The sequence below is a fragment of the Bacillus sp. N6 genome (genome assembly GCF_052805735.1).
This window is the reverse complement of sequence record NZ_CM127843.1, coordinates 3959594-3975809: the sequence shown is the minus strand read 5'-3', so window position 1 is coordinate 3975809 and position 16216 is coordinate 3959594. Positions and strand designations below refer to the sequence as shown.

The window sequence follows — 16216 nt, the reverse complement described above, 5'->3', positions numbered from 1 at the left end:
CCTCTGAATTTAAAAAGGGGGAGAAGACGATGGGATATTATTCATTAACAGAAATAACAGCTGTACAATATGCGAAAGATCATGGCTATTTTGAAGCGAAGGCAAATGTCGTTTGTCATGAAATTGGAGACGGAAACTTAAATTACGTGTTCAAATTAGATGATGGAGAGAAATCAATTATAATAAAACAAGCACTGCCTTATGCGAAAGTAGTTGGTGAAAGCTGGCCATTGTCTATAAAAAGAGCAACGATTGAAAGCAAGGCATTACAAATTTTTGCGCAGTATGTACCGGATTATGTTCCAGTAGTGTACAGTCATGATGAAGAGTTAGCGATAACGGTAATAGAAGACTTATCAAGACTAACAATTACAAGAAAAGGATTAATAGACGGAGAAGAATATCCGCTTTTATCCCAGCATATCGGCCGTTTTCTAGCACATGTTTTATTTTACACTTCAGATTTTGGTTTACAGTCAGAAGAGAAGAGGGTACTAGAAGGTACCTTTGTAAATCCGGACCTTTGTAAAATTACAGAGGAATTAGTGTTTACAGATCCGTTTGGACATTATGATACAAATGATTATGAGCCAGATTTACAGCTCGTGGTTGATGAACTTTGGAGTGATAAAACTTTAAAACTAAAAGTAGCACAATATAAATATAAGTTCTTAACAAGAAAAGAAACTCTTATTCATGGTGATTTACATACTGGTAGTATTTTTTCGTCACCTTCTGAAACGAAAGTGATTGATCCAGAATTTGCGACATATGGCCCATTTGGATTTGACATAGGTCAATTTATTGCAAATCTATTATTAAATGCTTTATCTAGAGAAGAAGAGAAAAGAAGTGTACTATTTTTCCATATAGAAAAGACGTGGAGTTATTTTGTAGAAACTTTTACAAAGTTATGGATTGGAGAAGGTGTAGAAGCATATACGAAAGAAAAACAATGGTTACCAATTATTTTGCAAAATATCTTTACTGATGCAGTTGGATTTGCCGGATGTGAACTGATTCGTAGAACAATTGGTTTAGCTCATGTAGCAGATTTAGATGAAATAGAAAATAAAGAAACAAGAATTCAAGCTAAGAAACAAGCGCTATCCTTAGGTAAAGAACTAATAAAATATGAATCTAAAAGTGCTGATATTCAACTGTTTCGAACATTATTTCAACAGACAGTTTCAGGGGGCGTAAAAGCGTGAGTACAATTGTTACTGTTCCGAGATCTGTAAGCTGGAAAGGTGATGCAATTGCGGTATTAAATCAAACGAAATTGCCGCATAGCACAGAATACAAAACATTGACGACTATTGAAGAGGTTTGGAAAAGCATCGTAATGTTAGAAGTACGAGGAGCGCCTGCAATTGGAATTGTAGCTGCATTTGGCTTGGCGCTTGCATCAAAAAAATATAAAACTGTACATATTGAAGAATTTCAAAAGAAGTTTAATAGAGATTGTAATTATTTAGGAACGTCACGCCCGACAGCAGTAAATTTATTTTGGGCAATTGATCGTATGAGAGAATCTATTCGAGAGATTACTACAATAAAAGAAGCACAAAAAACATTAGAAGAAGAAGCGCTTCGCATTCAGCAGGAAGATGAAGAGGTGTGCCGAAATATTGGGGAATATGCGTTAACATGTTTTAAAGATGGCGATAATATTTTAACAATCTGTAACGCTGGAAGTATCGCAACTGCCAGATATGGAACTGCATTAGCTCCCTTTTATATTGGAAAAGAGAAAGGTGTGCGTTTACATGCATATGCGTGTGAAACGAGACCAGTTTTACAAGGTGGTCGCTTAACGACCTGGGAATTGAAGCAAGCAAATATTGATGTGACCCTTATTACAGATAATACTGCAGCTCATGCTATTCAAACGAAAGAAATAAATGCAATTATTGTAGGGGCGGATCGAGTTGTCGCAAATGGAGATACGGCAAATAAAATAGGGACAATGAATTTAGCTATTTTAGCAAAGCACTTTGATATCCCATTTTATGTTGCTGCACCACTGTCAACATTTGATGTTAGGAAAGAAACTGGAGCCGAAATAATTATTGAAGAAAGAGATGAAACAGAAGTTACGAAAATCTTTGGAAAACAAGTAGCACCAATTGGAACGAATGTTTATAACCCTGCATTTGACGTAACACCGAACGAATTAATTACAGGAATTATTACTGAGAAAGGTATTATAAGCGGGGATTATAAACGAGAAATTGCATCATTATTTGAAAAACAGGCTAATACATAATAGCTTGTTTTTTTATGCCTAAATGCATTGTTTTCTCTTACTTATATAATGAAAGGAGGAGAAGAGGATGGAAGAGTGGATCAAGATGATAGGTAATGTAGGGTTTCCAATTGTTGTAACATTATATTTACTCCACCGTATTGAAAGTAAATTAGAGGGGGTAATTGTTGCAATTGAGAAGCTCCCGCGGCAATTACTAAAGTACGAAGATCCTCGCAATAAAAAATAAAGTTTGCTCTTCTTGAGCAAACTTTATTTTTTATTGAGCAGTATAGCCACCATCGATAACGACAGCTTGACCAGTAATACCTTTAGCTTTTTCACTCGCTAAAAACATAGCATAATCAGCGATTTCTTGTACTTGTAATAAGCGCTTTTGTGGGACAAGTGGATAAATAACATCTTCTAAAACATTTTCAAGTGGTACATTTCGTGTAGTAGCTAAGTCTTGTAGTTGATTACGTACAAGAGGGGTATCGACATAACCAGGGCAAAGGGCATTAACAGTAATACCATGCGTAGCACCTTCTAAAGCGGCAACTTTTGTTAATCCAATTACGCCATGTTTTGCACTATTGTAGGCAGCTTTTCCAGCAAACCCGACAAGGCCGTTAATAGAAGCGACATTAATAATACGACCATATTTTTGTTGTTTCATAATCGGAAAGGCATGCTTAATTGCGATAAACGGAGCAATTTGCATAATTTGAATTAGTAGCTCAAACTTTTCCGTTGGAAAGTCTTCAATGGGTGAAACGTGTTGCATTCCTGCGTTGTTAATTAATATATCTAATGAACCGAAATGACTAACTGTTTGAGAAATTGATGCTGTAATTTCCTCTTCAGATGTAACGTCACATTTTAAACCGATAGCTTGAAAACCTTCACTTTGTAATTGCTCAGCAGCTTCTTTCGCACGTTCTTCAAGACGATCAGTAATCACAACTTTTGCACCTTCTTTTGCAAAAGCACTTCCCAGTTCATATCCAATACCACTCGCAGCACCTGTTAAAAAGACAACTCGATTTGTAACCATGATGAAAAACATCCCTTCATAATAAAGTTTTCATAGTGCTCTATTTAGAGAGGTTATAATGAAAATCCTGCAAACATTTGGAAAAAATATCGGTAGCTATCTTGTTTTGCAAAATAGTCTTTGCTATACTATTTTGTAAAACAAGATAGTAGGAGGGTTTGAATTATGTCGACAAGTCAAATGCTGAAAGGGATCTTAGAAGGATGCTTACTTGCTATTATTTCTGAAGGCGAAATATACGGTTATGAAATGAGTGAGAAGCTAGCAAAGTATGGTTTTACAATGGCGAGTGAGGGAAGTATTTATCCGTTATTAATACGAATGCAAAAAGAAGGACTAATAACAAGCGTAATGAAGGAATCTCCATCTGGTCCAAAGAGAAAATATTACACATTAACAGAAAAAGGCGAGGAAGCACTTGATGAATTTATGGATCGCTGGGAAGCGATGCAAAGTAGTGTAGAACGTCTACTTGAAGGGAAGGGAAGGAGAAAATAATGTTATCAAGTGAAGCACGAAAGTTTTTGTTAGATATGAGATTATTTTTGACGGCAAAGAGTGTGAAAGAAAGTGATATTGAAAACTTTTTAGAAGACGCAGAACTTCATTTAATAGAAGGTGAGAGTGAGGGGAAGAGTGTAGAAGATATTTTCGGAAGCTCACCGAAAGAATATGCAAATGAACTTGTAAAAGTGATGGAAAGAGATAGACAGGAAACGTGGAAGCAAATTGGTTTTACAGTAATGAATATCGTATCTTTTTGGATTATTGCTTCTATCTTAATAGTGAATAATGGAATGTTACAGATTTCACTTATTCAGTGTATCGGTTACAGTTTTTCATTGATTTTAGTTGTTATAGGTCCTAATTTTCTACTTCGCAAAATGACCTTCGTCACAAGCTTTACAAAAACATGGTTTTCCATGTGGTCTTTAGTTATGATTGCTCCATTGTTTTTATTAGGAGCTGTTACGATATTAGATGTGATATATCCTACAAAAATGCTCACATTCACCGAAGTCCAAAGTTATATAGTAGCTGGTGGGATTTTTATCATCACAGTAGCGATAAATATATATTTTGAAGGATGGTTTAAAAACTTATATTTAATCATTCCACTTTCTATTATGTTACTGTTTAAAACATTTACATCTGAAGATCTCATGCCAATGTTATTTCAAATTATATGTTTATACGGAAGTTTGTTTATTTTAATTTTCTTTGAAATTATGATGAAGACGAATAGAAGAGAAATGGTTAAATAAGGGGGTGATAAAAGTGCTATCGAATGAAGGGCAAAAGTTTTTAGATGATACTCAAGGGTATTTACGAACAAAGGGCATTAGAGAAGCTGATATTATTTTCTTTATAGAAGATGCGGAAGTTCATTTAATAGAAGGAGAAAAGAGAGGGAAGAGTGTAAATGATATATTCGGTCATGCTCCAAAAGAGTATGCAAATCAACTTGCCAAAGAGATGGAAGTTGATAAAAAAGGGAATTATAAATTATTGCTTTATTTCATTATAAATTTATTAGCATTCACGATGATGAAGAGTGCATTTTTTAGTGAAGTCGACCATCGTTTGTCTTATTCTTTAATTGAATTAATCGGATATCCAATTATGATTTTTGTAGGAATTAGTGTATTAATATGGGGCATGAGAACAGCCTCATTTAAGCGTAAAAGAACTGAATTTTTAATTATGTATATAAGTGGTGCGATATGGTTTTTATCAATTTTCAGTATTGCATTATTAAATAATTTTTATGGTACAACATTTATTAAATTTACTGCGACAGAAAGCTTCATTCTTGTTGGAATAGTAGTTCTATTTGCAGCTATTGTAAATATTAAATTTGGTGGTTGGTTTACTTTGGCGTATTTACTAGTTCCAATTGCATTGGAATATGTATGCGTAATGATAGATTTATCAAGTATTATTGGAATGTATGTACAACAAATAATTCTTTTCATTGTTATTTATATGCTTTTGAAAATTCATATAAAATTAGAAAAAGGAAAGTATACGAATAAAAAGAGAGACAGTATTATTTATAGGTAAATTGAGTAGTAGTTTTTTAAGGTTAACCTAACAATAACTCTTTTATAAAAAGGATATATGTTGACTATTTTATTAATATATTAGATTACACATCAGGATATATTATGTTTTTCGGTTTAATAGGAAAGCGGCTGCTCTGGATATACCAAAAATTATTTCCAAAGAAATATTATATAGGGATTTTTAGAGGGATTACATTTATATTTAGTTGTCTATTTTTATTTCTAGCAGCCGGGATTTGGTTTGTTGATTGGAATAAGTTGTTTTAAACAGTAACATGAGGGTTACTGTTTTTTTCTTTGTAATAAAGAGCTTTGTAAAGAGAGCGCTTTTTGTTCTGCTGTTAATAAGGAATGAATATGAACGTTTTCTGGACGAGGGACTATTGGATACATAAGATTTGTTGGAGAAGGGTGGTGCTCCGAACCGGTTGGAGAATGAGGATCTGCATGAGTAAGTTTTCCATGAATACGTCTTGTAAATAAAATATGACCGATTTCGTGAGCGAGCGTATATATATTTTTCATAGGGGCAGCCGAATTTGTTAAAACGATATAGCCAGTAAGTTGCTGTTGTTTTGCTAAAGAATAAGCGCAGGCAATTACTGCTGTTTCTTTGAAATAATCACTGCCAATATAACAAATATAAAGGTCGCATTCAGGAGCTTCATTTACACATGTTTGGAAAAAGGATGCCAACTTTTCTTGACTTTGAATGGAATTTTTATAACTGATTTCACGGTCAAAAAAACGGAAAAGTTCATTTAATACAATTACTTCTTGAATTTGAAATGTAATGGGGTGCCAAATTGATTCTGCAACAGCTAAATCTTTTGCGATGCGGTCATCAGAAATATCGGCGCCGGGAGTAATGCAAATACATATATTGACGTATGGATCCATAAGGAACACCTCAAATGAAAAAAAGTTCTTCCTATAATATATGTGGGAAAAAGATGTCATGTATGGATAAACGCCTTCTTTATTGAATATATAGATGACAAGTCGAAAAAATTTCATAGTTCTATAACATGGTATGGTCGTCTTTTTGATATAGTAAAGGAAAGGGGGAGAATATATGTATACATTAAAAATCGTTTCAGACAGAGAAGCACTTTATCAATTTGCGAGTTATGTAAGAGTTGTACAAGGGGTTGAAGATGTATATGTAGAGGTGGGAGAACCTTTATATGAACATCCTTTAATGAAGTTTTATGTACATATTAAGCTGAAAGAAACATATGAGCAGCATAAAGCGTTACAGGAAATAGCAAGATTAGTAGAATTGGGGCGTTTTACATATGTCCATTATCGTAATGATGAAATTGAGGAAGCTTTTGAAGCTGTAAAATATGAAAGTTTTAAGAAATAAAGATGAAAAAACGGAGGCGAAAGCTTCCTTTTTTTCTTTAAAATTACATGAACAAAAAGAGAGAAATTTTGTTATGATAAGGGAGGTTAGGGAAAGGGGAATTTACATATGGGGTATATTGAAGAGTTACGAAAAGTCGTTGGTACAAGACCGCTTATTCTCGTAGGATCAGCAATCATTATATTAAATGATAATCAAGAAGTATTGCTTCAATATCGTTCAGATACATATGATTGGGGTGTACCTGGCGGGGCGATGGAACTGGGTGAAACGACAGAAGAAACGGCACGTAGAGAGTTATTTGAGGAAACGGGATTAACTGCAAAAATAATGCAATTTCTTGGTGTTCTATCAGGAAAAGAAGTATATTTCCGTTATCCGAATGGCGATGAAATTTTCAATGTCATTCATCTGTATCAGGCACATCATGTGAGCGGGGAATTAAAGCTCGATCATGAAGGGTTGAAACTTCAATATTTTCCAGTAGATAAGTTGCCAAAATTGAATGAAACGACAGAGAAAATTTTGCAAAAGTTTTTATATGCACTGACAGAATAGAAGGTTAATTCCTTCTATTTTTATTATATGAAATATTTTGATTTTTTAGTATGTTTATAGTATGATAGTTATAGATATACATCTTATGGAATTTCACCTAAAAACTTACTAGGGTACATAAGAGAGGGGCAAGTACAAAATGCATAATGTTGTTATTACAGCTGCAGTTCGTTCGCCAATTGGAACTTTTGGAGGAGCGCTAAAAAATGTAACGCCAGTAGAATTAGCTGTTCCTGTACTTCAGGAAGCTGTAAAACGAGGCGGGGTAGAACCACATGAAGTTGATGAAGTAATTTTAGGTCATTGTATTCAAAGAACTGATGAAGCAAATACGGCGAGAACAGCTGCATTAGCGGCAGGATTTCCTGACACAGTTACGGGATATACAATCCAACGTCAATGTTCTTCAGGTATGCAAGCAATTATGTCAGCTGCAATGCAAATCCAATTAGGTGTAAGTGATGTTGTTGTTGCAGGTGGAGTAGAAGCGATGAGTTCGAGCCCTTATGCATTGAAACAGCACCGCTGGGGACAACGTCTACAGCACGGAGAAATTCGTGATACGGTGTGGGAAGTGTTAGAAGATCCGATTCACCATATTATGATGGGTGAAACAGCGGAAAATTTAGTTGAACAATATGAAATTACAAGAGAGGAACAAGATGAAGTTGCTCTTCGCAGTCATACATTGGCACTGAAGGCAATCGAGTCTGGACACTTTGACGATCAAATTGTTCCTATTACAATAAAAGAACGTAGAAAAGAAGTAGTATTTTCGAAGGATGAGCATCCACGTGCAGATATTACAGCGGAAAAATTAGCAGGGTTAAAACCAGCATTCCGTAAAGATGGGTCTGTAACTGCAGGTAATGCATCTGGCCTGAATGACGGAAGTGCAGTTCTAGTATTAATGAGCGAAGAAAAAGCAAAAGAAAAAGGCTTACAACCGTTAGCTAGAATTGTTGGATATTCAGTAGCTGGAGTAGACCCGAAAATTATGGGTATTGGACCAGCACCAGCAATTCGTAAAGGTTTAGAAAAAGTGGATTGGTCATTAGAAGATGCAGATTTACTTGAAATTAATGAAGCTTTCGCGGCTCAATATTTAGCTGTAGAGAAAGAGTTAGGTTTAGACCGTGAAAAAGTGAACGTAAACGGTAGTGGCGTAGGACTTGGGCATCCAATTGGTTGTACAGGGGCTCGTATTACGGTAAGTTTAATTCACGAATTAAAAAGACGTGGGTTAGAAAAAGGAATTGCCTCTTTATGCGTCGGTGGCGGTATCGGGGTTGCCTTATTTATAGAAGCACTATAAAAAAGAAGCAGCTATTGCTGCTTCTTTTTTTATGACTCAAATAGATGATGAAATAATCGATCACGATTTTCAAAGAAAAGTTTCGTTGTTTGGTAATGCTCGGTTTCTTCTAATGTGGATTCGTGAATCCCCTCTTGTGTTAAAGAGTATATAGTAGATTCAGGGTAAGCCATTAAAATAGGAGAATGCGTCGCAATAACAAATTGTGAACCTTGTTCCGCTAGTTCATGCATTCGAATGAGCATGGAAAGTTGTCTCATTGGTGATAGAGCGGCCTCAGGCTCATCTAAAATGTATAAACCTTGTCCTGAAAAACGATTCATAAATAAGGAAAAGAATGATTCACCGTGTGATTGTTTGTGAAGTGAGACACCACCATATGAATCAATAACTGGATTTCCGCGTGCTTCTGGATCAGCATCCATTTCATCAATATAAGAAGCAACGTTATAAAAAGATTCAGCGCGAAGAAAGAAACCGTCGTTTGGTGTATTGAAACTTTTTGAAATTCGAAGGTATTCATGTAAAGGTGAATGGGAATCGTTTGTGCTAAAACGGAAGTTCTTCGTTCCACCTTCTGCATTAAAACCTAACGCAATTGCAATTCCTTCAAGTAATGTTGATTTACCTGTTCCGTTTTCTCCAATAATGAATGTTACATTTGGATGGAAAGCTAGTGATTGTAATGTTCGAATAGCGGGTAAGCAGTAAGGATATGCGGAAAAACTAGGGATATTTTCTTTTTTTAATGTGACATTTTGTAAAAAGGGTACGTCAATCAATATATAAACCTCAATTCATAACGGATTTTAATTCTAAAAAAGCAGCAAATACAAGTGTTAATGACACCTGAATCCCTTCCTTATTTTCTGAATATTTTATGTGGATTATATCATTTAAACTATCATATTCCAATGTGAAAATAAATATTGCATGAAGATCCATTCTCTCGTTATGATATATGGTATTCTACTGAAAATGTGAGAAGGAGTTAAAGTATGCCGTTTACATTTGCACATCCAGCAGCAGTTCTTCCTTTTGCGAAAAAGCATTCTAAATATATGTCAGTAACGGCTCTTATATTAGGTAGTATGGCGCCTGACTTTGAATATTTTTTACACTTTAGACCGTATGGTGTTATTGGGCATACGTGGCTTGGGTTCTTATATTTAAATTTACCACTTGTCTTCTTATTAGCATGTATATATCATTACATTTTAAAAAAGCCTTTTATAACACATTTACCTAAAACATTTGCTGGGTATTATACATATGTAGTAGATAAGGGGTGGAGGATTCATACATGGAAGGATCTTTTTATATTTTGTTATTCAGCATTATTCGGTATGTTAACGCATGTTGTTTGGGATGCATTCACTCATAAGACAGGCTATTTTGTTATGAAAATACCATTATTGCAAAGAGAATGGTACGGTATCCCTGTTTATAAATATATGCAACATGGAAGTACATGTATTGGTTTTCTATTATTAGTATACGTTTTATGGAAATATAGAAATGAAATGGGTAAAGACCTTATTTTAGCTTCGGAAAAAAGAAAGTATTGGATTTCAGTAATTGTTGTGGCAACTATTATATTTATCGTGCATGCGTTCCTAGATCCCTATTTTCATATTTTCCAAATTGGAGGTATAATAGTATCTGGACTGACAAGTTCATTTTGTGGACTTTTCATTGTTTCTATAGTTTACAAAGCAAGGGACTAATTTTATATTCATGAATGATAGTGTTAGGAGAAATGAAATGATGAAAGCATTGAAAAGTATTTTTGTTTTATGTAGTTTTCTTCTTATGTTAAGTGGTTGCTTCCATCAAGAAGAAAAGAAAGCTGAACCGAAGAAAAAAGAATCTATTCCTGAAACGAAAGAATATGGTGGGCGTGAGCTGAAAAAAGTAGGACAAAAAGTGAAAGAAACAGGATGGGGTACTTTCAAGTTAGAGCAGATGCACTCTGTGAATCAAACATTTGAAGTAGCGCCAATGAAAATTCACGTACAAGATGTGAAAGTAATCTCTTTATCACAGATGAGTGAAAAAGCAAAAAATACATTGAAAGTATACACGGCACTAACTCCTGAAGAAGTAAAACGTAGACTAGGGGATAAAGTAAGCCAAGAAGATGCAGAATTATATGCATCGCTAAGTGGAACAGAGATTAGTAATACAATTCGTTACGTTGAGATTACATATAAAGTGGAGAATAGCGGGAATAAAAATATGCAATTTTTCTCTATGAATGATGTTATGATTAATGGTAAGCAACATTTTAAAGTAGCGACTCAAAACTTTTTATATGATGAAGATACGTTAGTTGGTACAAAAAATGTGTCAAGAGAAGACTATAAGCCTGGTGAAACAAGAGATGGTATTATTGGTTTAATACTTGACGATGGAAAAGACAAAGTAAAGGATATTCAGTTTACAACTGATGATTTACTTGCAGGAGATTCAGAAACACAAGATGTTGTAAAAGAGTCACAAACGTTTAATATCTCACTTTCGGAGTAAGGTGTTTTTAAAATAATGTAAGAAAAACAGTCAGCACTCAAATATTATGCTGACTGTTTTTTTATTTCTTTTATGTATGAATCTACATTTTGAAAAGGCACCTTAATTTTAAACGCATCTTTTTGTTCGTTAAATTGCTTTTCATTGTAGGGACCGAAACGTTTATTGTGCTTTACGTCAATAATCCAATAATGTTCACTTTTTTTATTTGCAATTGCTGCGTCAGGGTTATTTGGATCTGATTTTTCCTCAGTTTGTTTTGCAATAATGTATTTATCATCCCAAGCAATGTCTGTAATTTTTGCAGGGATGTATTGTGTGGCATATACAGCATCTTGCGAGGGGAAAAGTTCAAATGCATTTCCAGAAGTACGTATGAGTTCGTATTCATCGTTAACCGTATAAGTTAAGTGACTTGTGTTTCCTGCACAACCAGTTAATAGGAAGGCGACGAATAGGATTATCCATTTTTTCAATATGGGAACCTCCTTTATAATGCTATTGTAACAAATTGTACAAGAAAAGTAAGAGAAACGCTAGTTTACAATGTTTTTTAGAAGTGGTACGATGAGACGGGTAAAGAAGGATATGAAGGAGTCGACATAAAATGAAGTTAAAGATGCATCGTCCAGCGCTTGTAATGAATCGCATAGGTGCTTCCCTAATTGACATGTTTTTAATCTCGGTTATGTATGGTGCAGTAGTAGCTATTATGACCGGAAACTATAGTGCTATGTTTAAGCGCTTTAATATAAGCTTAGGTGATTTTAGATATGATTTCGCAGTAGTTTTCATATTAATGGCGATATATTTTATTGTATTACCCTTTATTTGGAACGGTGTTACACTTGGCAAAAAGGTAACGAGAATAAAATTAATTTCATTGAAGAGTGAAAAGCTAACGTTGCAAACATTAATTATAAGATTTTTTGTAGTGTTATTACCGAACGTATTGCTATTAGGAATTCCATTAATATGTAACGTATATATGATGTTGTTCCGCAAAGACAATTGCGGTTTTCAGGACTTAATTACAAAGACGAAAATAATAAGTCTTGTATAATAAAATAAAAAAAGACCCTTTTATATATAAAAGGGTCTTTTTTTATTTTATAAGTATATTGTGAATATTTACAGTAAGGAAAAGCTAAAATGTGTCATTTCTATTTATAATAGATTGAAAATTAAGATAATGGTATAATAATTAAAAATAATATCTTTATCTCACCATTTGGGGCTGATTAAAGTTTTACTTTATATAATAAGGGGGAAGTTGAGATGACAGGAGGTAGCATAATTTTTTGGGGCATTCTCATTTTTATCGGTCTAGTTCTTGATCAGCGTAAGAGTAAGAAAAAAGAAGGATAAAAAGTAAACGTTTACAAATTGAATAGCAATTTTTCTTGCTTGCAGAATAATCTCATAAAGGAGTATACTGAATGACGGTAAGACTTATAGAAGGGGTAATGAAAATGAAGCTTGCAGGAAAAGTTGCTATCGTAACTGGCGGTGGCATCGGTATTGGACGTAATACAGCTCTTTTGTTGGCTAAACAAGGCGCAAAAGTAATTGTGACGGACATTGATCAAGAAAGTGGACAAGCAACAGTGGAGGAAATTACGAATCTAGGCGGAGAAGCCCTTTTTGTATTCTATGATATGGAAAAGCAAGGAGATTGGCAACGCGTTATTAGCATTACTTTGAATGCATTCAGTCGCATTGACATGCTTTTTCAAAATGCTGGTTTATATAAAATAGATTCTATTTTTTCTCGTCAACAAGAGAACGATTCCAATGTACTTTGTATTAATGACGTTTGGATAGAGATAAAACAATTAACGTCATCTTTTATGAAACAGCAAGAAGAAGTGGTGCTTAGTGATTTACCGATTTTCGGTATTATTGGCACGAAAGGACAATCATTTCATACAGTAGAAGCCCTAGTATAATAATGAAAACCGCCCTCAATATATGTGGACGGTTTTTTTGTATGTTATATAGAAGGAAATTTTTTTAGCGAATACGTTGTTCTGTTTGGCTGTCAAAGAAATGCGCTTTATTTAAATCAAATGCCAATTTAATTTGGTCTCCAGGTGAGAATATATGTCTTGCATCAACACGTGCTGCAAAATCTTGATTTCCAAGTTTCATATATAAAATAGATTCAGCACCTAACAATTCAGCAACTTCAATTTTTGTTGTGAAAGTAGTAGATTGTGAAGCTTCTAAAAATAGTAGTTCATCATGAATGTCCTCCGGGCGAATACCTAAAACAATTTCCTTATTTACATAGCCTTGTTCACGTAGCATCTTCATTTTTCCTTCAGATACTTTGATTTTTATAGTATTGTCTATAACGAAATCGGTTTCAGTCAATTTACCACGGAAGAAGTTCATCGCTGGTGACCCGATAAATCCACCCACGAAAATGTTTTCTGGTGTTTCATATACTTCTTTTGGTGTTCCAATTTGTTGAATCTTTCCATCCTTCATAACGACAAGACGCGAAGCCATAGTCATTGCTTCTGTTTGGTCATGTGTTACATAAATTGTTGTTGTTCCAAGGCGATGATGTAGCTTAGAAATTTCTGAGCGCATTGCAACACGGAGTTTAGCATCTAAGTTTGATAATGGCTCGTCCATTAAGAAAACTTTTGCATCTCGAACGATTGCTCTACCTAACGCAACACGTTGGCGCTGTCCACCTGATAATGCTTTCGGTTTTCTATCTAAATATTGTTCAAGTCCTAAAATTTTTGCTGCATCTTTTACACGACGATCGATTTCATCTTTTGGTATTTTTCGAAGTTTTAATCCAAATGCCATATTATCATATACACTCATATGTGGATAAAGAGCGTAGTTTTGGAATACCATTGCGATATCTCGATCTTTTGGAGGAACATCATTCATTAGTTTACCATCAATTGAAAACTCGCCTTTTGAAATATCTTCGAGTCCAGCTACCATTCGTAACGTTGTAGACTTTCCGCATCCAGAAGGACCGACAAATACAATAAATTCTTTATCTTGAATGTGTAAATTAAAATCAGTTACAGCTGTTACGTTATTATCATATATCTTATAAATGTTTTCTAATTTAAGTTCTGCCATGGTATTTCCCCCTAGAAATAATTATGCAAACGTTTTCTTTGAGTTCATTATAAACGAATAGATTCAAAAAATAAATAAAAAAATAAAACGTTTTCATTTATTGGAGATTTATTAGTGGTTTTCATATGTTTTCTTAGAAAAAGAACAATAAAAATTGTAAGCGCTATTTTAAATTGAGATAGAATCTGTTATCATTCATTAATGAAAACGTTTGCGCCTTGAAAAAGAGAAAAATGAATGAAATGGGGTAGCATAATGGAAAAACAATGGTGGAAAGAAAGTGTAGTATATCAAATTTATCCTCGTAGCTTTATGGATAGTAATGGTGATGGTATAGGAGATCTTCAAGGGATTATTTCAAAGCTAGATTACTTAAAAGAGTTAGGGATTGATGTGATTTGGTTATCACCAGTCTATGAATCTCCAAATGATGATAATGGTTATGATATAAGCGATTATTGTAAAATTATGAACGAGTTCGGAACAATGGAAGATTGGGATGAACTATTACATGAAATGCATGAACGTAATATGAAATTGATGATGGATTTAGTTGTTAATCATACATCTGATGAACATAATTGGTTTATTGAATCACGTAAATCAAAAGATAATAAATATAGAGATTACTATATATGGCGTCCTGGAAAAGAAGGGAAAGAACCAAACAACTGGGGAGCTGCTTTTAGTGGATCTGCATGGAAGTATGATGAAATGACGGATGAATATTATTTACATCTGTTTTCTAAAAAACAACCGGATTTAAACTGGGATAATGAAAAGGTAAGACAAGATGTTTATGAGATGATGAAGTTTTGGTTAGAAAAAGGAATTGATGGATTCCGCATGGATGTTATCAATTTTATTTCTAAAGAAGAAGGGTTACCAACAGTTGAAACAGATGAAGATGGTTATGTTTCAGGTCATAAACATTTTATGAACGGTCCAAACATTCATAAATATTTGCATGAAATGAATGAGGAAGTATTATCGAATTATGATATTATGACGGTTGGTGAAATGCCTGGTGTAACGACAGAAGAAGCTAAATTGTATACTGGAGAAGAACGAAAAGAGTTGCAAATGGTATTCCAATTTGAACATATGGATTTAGATTCAGGAGAAGGTGGAAAGTGGGATGTAAAACCATGCTCACTTCTTACTTTAAAAGAGAATTTAACAAAGTGGCAAAAAGCATTAGAGCATACCGGATGGAATAGCCTTTATTGGAATAACCATGATCAGCCTCGCGTTGTATCTCGTTTTGGTAACGATGGAATGTATCGCATTGAATCTGCGAAAATGTTAGCGACAGTTCTTCATATGATGAAGGGAACGCCATATATTTATCAAGGTGAAGAAATCGGAATGACGAACGTTCGATTCCAATCAATTGATGAATATCGAGATATTGAAACGTTAAATATGTATAAAGAAAAAGTGATAGACCATGGTGAAGATATAGAAAAAGTAATGGAATCTATTTATATAAAGGGTCGTGATAATGCTAGAACTCCGATGCAGTGGGATGATCAGAATCACGCTGGATTTACAACGGGTGAGCCTTGGATTACTGTAAATCCTAACTATAAAGAGATTAATGTGAAACAAGCAATCCAAGATGAAGGTTCAATTTTTTATTACTATAAGAAATTAATTGAGCTACGCAAAAATAATGAAATAGTTGTATATGGATCATATGATTTAATATTAGAGAATAATCCTTCTATTTTTGCTTATGTAAGAACATATGGAGACGAAAAACTACTTGTTATTGCAAACTTTACTGCGGATGAAAGTGTATTTGAAATGCCTGAGGATATTAGTTATAGTGAATCAGAATTATTCATACACAATTACGATGTAGAAATCGGATTGATAGATAACATTACATTACGTCCGTATGAAGCGATGGTATTCAAATTGAAATAAGAAAAATCCTTATGCCACCTTGGCATAA

General features: G+C 34.1%; 21 protein-coding genes. 16 read left to right on the top strand and 5 right to left on the bottom strand.

All coding sequences use genetic code 11. The features are described from left to right. Positions 1–29 precede the first annotated feature (29 nt). The 3 genes from mtnK (at position 30) to ACUXVC_RS20300 (ending at position 2498) form a co-directional block, all read left to right on the top strand. Positions 30–1211 (top strand): S-methyl-5-thioribose kinase, encoded by a 1182-nt coding sequence (gene mtnK, locus ACUXVC_RS20310; RefSeq protein WP_053563714.1) that lies wholly within the window; start codon positions 30–32, stop codon positions 1209–1211. Then, complete coding sequence (gene mtnA, locus ACUXVC_RS20305; RefSeq protein ID WP_340782767.1) at positions 1208–2269, top strand: S-methyl-5-thioribose-1-phosphate isomerase; 1062 nt, start codon at positions 1208–1210, stop codon at positions 2267–2269. The genes mtnK and mtnA overlap by 4 nt, the downstream gene beginning before the upstream one ends. Positions 2270–2336: 67 nt before the next feature. Beyond that, entirely contained in the window at positions 2337–2498 is a 162-nt protein-coding gene (locus tag ACUXVC_RS20300) for a YvrJ family protein (protein WP_000393338.1), read from the top strand. Between the two features lie 30 nt (positions 2499–2528). On the opposite strand, the gene ACUXVC_RS20295 is transcribed toward ACUXVC_RS20300, so the two are convergent. Then, positions 2529–3305: a 3-hydroxybutyrate dehydrogenase gene (locus ACUXVC_RS20295; RefSeq protein ID WP_095690257.1), complete on the bottom strand. Its 777-nt coding sequence runs from the start codon at positions 3303–3305 to the stop codon at positions 2529–2531. Positions 3306–3470: 165 nt separating this feature from the next. Between ACUXVC_RS20295 and ACUXVC_RS20290 the strand changes: the two genes are divergently transcribed. From ACUXVC_RS20290 to ACUXVC_RS20275, 4 genes are read left to right on the top strand one after another with little or no spacing between them, the layout of a single operon-like run. Then, positions 3471–3803 carry a PadR family transcriptional regulator gene (locus ACUXVC_RS20290; protein ID WP_000107977.1) on the top strand — a complete coding sequence of 111 codons (333 nt, stop codon included), beginning with the start codon at positions 3471–3473 and terminating at the stop codon, positions 3801–3803. Further along, complete coding sequence (locus ACUXVC_RS20285) at positions 3803–4570, top strand: DUF1129 domain-containing protein (RefSeq protein WP_095690258.1); 768 nt, start codon at positions 3803–3805, stop codon at positions 4568–4570. Before ACUXVC_RS20290 ends, ACUXVC_RS20285 begins: the two co-directional genes overlap by 1 nt. Positions 4571–4583: 13 nt before the next feature. Beyond that, positions 4584–5369, top strand: coding sequence for a DUF1129 domain-containing protein (locus ACUXVC_RS20280; protein WP_446025831.1), 786 nt, complete (start codon positions 4584–4586; stop codon positions 5367–5369). A gap of 44 nt (positions 5370–5413) precedes the next feature. After that, positions 5414–5638: a DNA-binding protein gene (locus ACUXVC_RS20275; protein WP_423747909.1), complete on the top strand. Its 225-nt coding sequence runs from the start codon at positions 5414–5416 to the stop codon at positions 5636–5638. 15 nt (positions 5639–5653) lie between these two features. Here ACUXVC_RS20275 and ACUXVC_RS20270 read toward each other — a convergent pair whose 3' ends face one another. Beyond that, positions 5654–6271 (bottom strand): ImmA/IrrE family metallo-endopeptidase, encoded by a 618-nt coding sequence (locus tag ACUXVC_RS20270; RefSeq protein ID WP_000371605.1) that lies wholly within the window; start codon positions 6269–6271, stop codon positions 5654–5656. A gap of 175 nt (positions 6272–6446) precedes the next feature. On the opposite strand from ACUXVC_RS20270, the gene ACUXVC_RS20265 reads away from it, so the two are divergent. From ACUXVC_RS20265 to ACUXVC_RS20255, 3 genes are all read left to right on the top strand, one after another. Next, positions 6447–6740: a DUF3928 family protein gene (locus ACUXVC_RS20265; RefSeq protein ID WP_000288330.1), complete on the top strand. Its 294-nt coding sequence runs from the start codon at positions 6447–6449 to the stop codon at positions 6738–6740. Positions 6741–6848: 108 nt separating this feature from the next. Next, complete coding sequence (locus tag ACUXVC_RS20260) at positions 6849–7298, top strand: NUDIX hydrolase (protein ID WP_000540529.1); 450 nt, start codon at positions 6849–6851, stop codon at positions 7296–7298. 139 nt (positions 7299–7437) lie between these two features. Beyond that, positions 7438–8613: an acetyl-CoA C-acetyltransferase gene (locus ACUXVC_RS20255; protein WP_000552075.1), complete on the top strand. Its 1176-nt coding sequence runs from the start codon at positions 7438–7440 to the stop codon at positions 8611–8613. Between the two features lie 29 nt (positions 8614–8642). On the opposite strand, the gene ACUXVC_RS20250 is transcribed toward ACUXVC_RS20255, so the two are convergent. Beyond that, positions 8643–9395 carry an AAA family ATPase gene (locus ACUXVC_RS20250; RefSeq protein WP_053563718.1) on the bottom strand — a complete coding sequence of 251 codons (753 nt, stop codon included), beginning with the start codon at positions 9393–9395 and terminating at the stop codon, positions 8643–8645. Positions 9396–9611: 216 nt separating this feature from the next. Between ACUXVC_RS20250 and ACUXVC_RS20245 the strand changes: the two genes are divergently transcribed. Together ACUXVC_RS20245 and ACUXVC_RS20240 are read left to right on the top strand one after the other, a co-directional pair. After that, positions 9612–10340, top strand: coding sequence for a DUF4184 family protein (locus tag ACUXVC_RS20245; protein WP_340782777.1), 729 nt, complete (start codon positions 9612–9614; stop codon positions 10338–10340). A gap of 37 nt (positions 10341–10377) precedes the next feature. Then, positions 10378–11142, top strand: coding sequence for a hypothetical protein (locus ACUXVC_RS20240; RefSeq protein WP_446025830.1), 765 nt, complete (start codon positions 10378–10380; stop codon positions 11140–11142). A gap of 44 nt (positions 11143–11186) precedes the next feature. Here ACUXVC_RS20240 and ACUXVC_RS20235 read toward each other — a convergent pair whose 3' ends face one another. Then, complete coding sequence (locus ACUXVC_RS20235; protein ID WP_000758789.1) at positions 11187–11618, bottom strand: DUF3997 domain-containing protein; 432 nt, start codon at positions 11616–11618, stop codon at positions 11187–11189. A 131-nt stretch (positions 11619–11749) separates the two neighbouring features. Here ACUXVC_RS20235 and ACUXVC_RS20230 point away from each other — a divergent pair, with 131 nt between their 5' ends. The 3 genes from ACUXVC_RS20230 (at position 11750) to ACUXVC_RS20220 (ending at position 13091) form a co-directional block, all read left to right on the top strand. After that, positions 11750–12205 (top strand): RDD family protein, encoded by a 456-nt coding sequence (locus ACUXVC_RS20230; protein WP_000769080.1) that lies wholly within the window; start codon positions 11750–11752, stop codon positions 12203–12205. Between the two features lie 215 nt (positions 12206–12420). Further along, the gene (locus tag ACUXVC_RS20225) at positions 12421–12510 is read left to right on the top strand and encodes a hypothetical protein (protein WP_000145638.1); all 90 of its coding nucleotides are present in this window, start codon (positions 12421–12423) and stop codon (positions 12508–12510) included. Between the two features lie 71 nt (positions 12511–12581). After that, a complete protein-coding gene (locus tag ACUXVC_RS20220) occupies positions 12582–13091 on the top strand; it encodes an SDR family NAD(P)-dependent oxidoreductase (RefSeq protein ID WP_000218413.1) in 510 nt (169 codons plus the stop codon). A 64-nt stretch (positions 13092–13155) separates the two neighbouring features. Here ACUXVC_RS20220 and ACUXVC_RS20215 read toward each other — a convergent pair whose 3' ends face one another. Beyond that, on the bottom strand, positions 13156–14256 hold the full coding sequence (locus tag ACUXVC_RS20215; RefSeq protein ID WP_000818934.1) for an ABC transporter ATP-binding protein: 1101 nt from the start codon (positions 14254–14256) through the stop codon (positions 13156–13158). A gap of 255 nt (positions 14257–14511) precedes the next feature. Between ACUXVC_RS20215 and malL the strand changes: the two genes are divergently transcribed. Further along, entirely contained in the window at positions 14512–16188 is a 1677-nt protein-coding gene (gene malL, locus ACUXVC_RS20210; protein WP_071729761.1) for an oligo-1,6-glucosidase, read from the top strand. The last annotated feature ends 28 nt before the right edge of the window (positions 16189–16216 follow it).

Coding starts and splice junctions, on each gene's coding strand:
- mtnK (WP_053563714.1), top strand. CDS start 30: ATGGGATATTATTCATTAACAGAAATAACAGCTGTACAATATGCGAAA.
- ACUXVC_RS20300 (WP_000393338.1), top strand. CDS start 2,337: ATGGAAGAGTGGATCAAGATGATAGGTAATGTAGGGTTTCCAATTGTT.
- ACUXVC_RS20295 (WP_095690257.1), bottom strand. CDS start 3,305: ATGGTTACAAATCGAGTTGTCTTTTTAACAGGTGCTGCGAGTGGTATT.
- ACUXVC_RS20290 (WP_000107977.1), top strand. CDS start 3,471: ATGTCGACAAGTCAAATGCTGAAAGGGATCTTAGAAGGATGCTTACTT.
- ACUXVC_RS20285 (WP_095690258.1), top strand. CDS start 3,803: ATGTTATCAAGTGAAGCACGAAAGTTTTTGTTAGATATGAGATTATTT.
- ACUXVC_RS20270 (WP_000371605.1), bottom strand. CDS start 6,271: ATGGATCCATACGTCAATATATGTATTTGCATTACTCCCGGCGCCGAT.
- ACUXVC_RS20265 (WP_000288330.1), top strand. CDS start 6,447: ATGTATACATTAAAAATCGTTTCAGACAGAGAAGCACTTTATCAATTT.
- ACUXVC_RS20260 (WP_000540529.1), top strand. CDS start 6,849: ATGGGGTATATTGAAGAGTTACGAAAAGTCGTTGGTACAAGACCGCTT.
- ACUXVC_RS20255 (WP_000552075.1), top strand. CDS start 7,438: ATGCATAATGTTGTTATTACAGCTGCAGTTCGTTCGCCAATTGGAACT.
- ACUXVC_RS20245 (WP_340782777.1), top strand. CDS start 9,612: ATGCCGTTTACATTTGCACATCCAGCAGCAGTTCTTCCTTTTGCGAAA.
- ACUXVC_RS20240 (WP_446025830.1), top strand. CDS start 10,378: ATGATGAAAGCATTGAAAAGTATTTTTGTTTTATGTAGTTTTCTTCTT.
- ACUXVC_RS20230 (WP_000769080.1), top strand. CDS start 11,750: ATGAAGTTAAAGATGCATCGTCCAGCGCTTGTAATGAATCGCATAGGT.
- ACUXVC_RS20225 (WP_000145638.1), top strand. CDS start 12,421: ATGACAGGAGGTAGCATAATTTTTTGGGGCATTCTCATTTTTATCGGT.
- ACUXVC_RS20220 (WP_000218413.1), top strand. CDS start 12,582: ATGACGGTAAGACTTATAGAAGGGGTAATGAAAATGAAGCTTGCAGGA.
- ACUXVC_RS20215 (WP_000818934.1), bottom strand. CDS start 14,256: ATGGCAGAACTTAAATTAGAAAACATTTATAAGATATATGATAATAAC.
- malL (WP_071729761.1), top strand. CDS start 14,512: ATGGAAAAACAATGGTGGAAAGAAAGTGTAGTATATCAAATTTATCCT.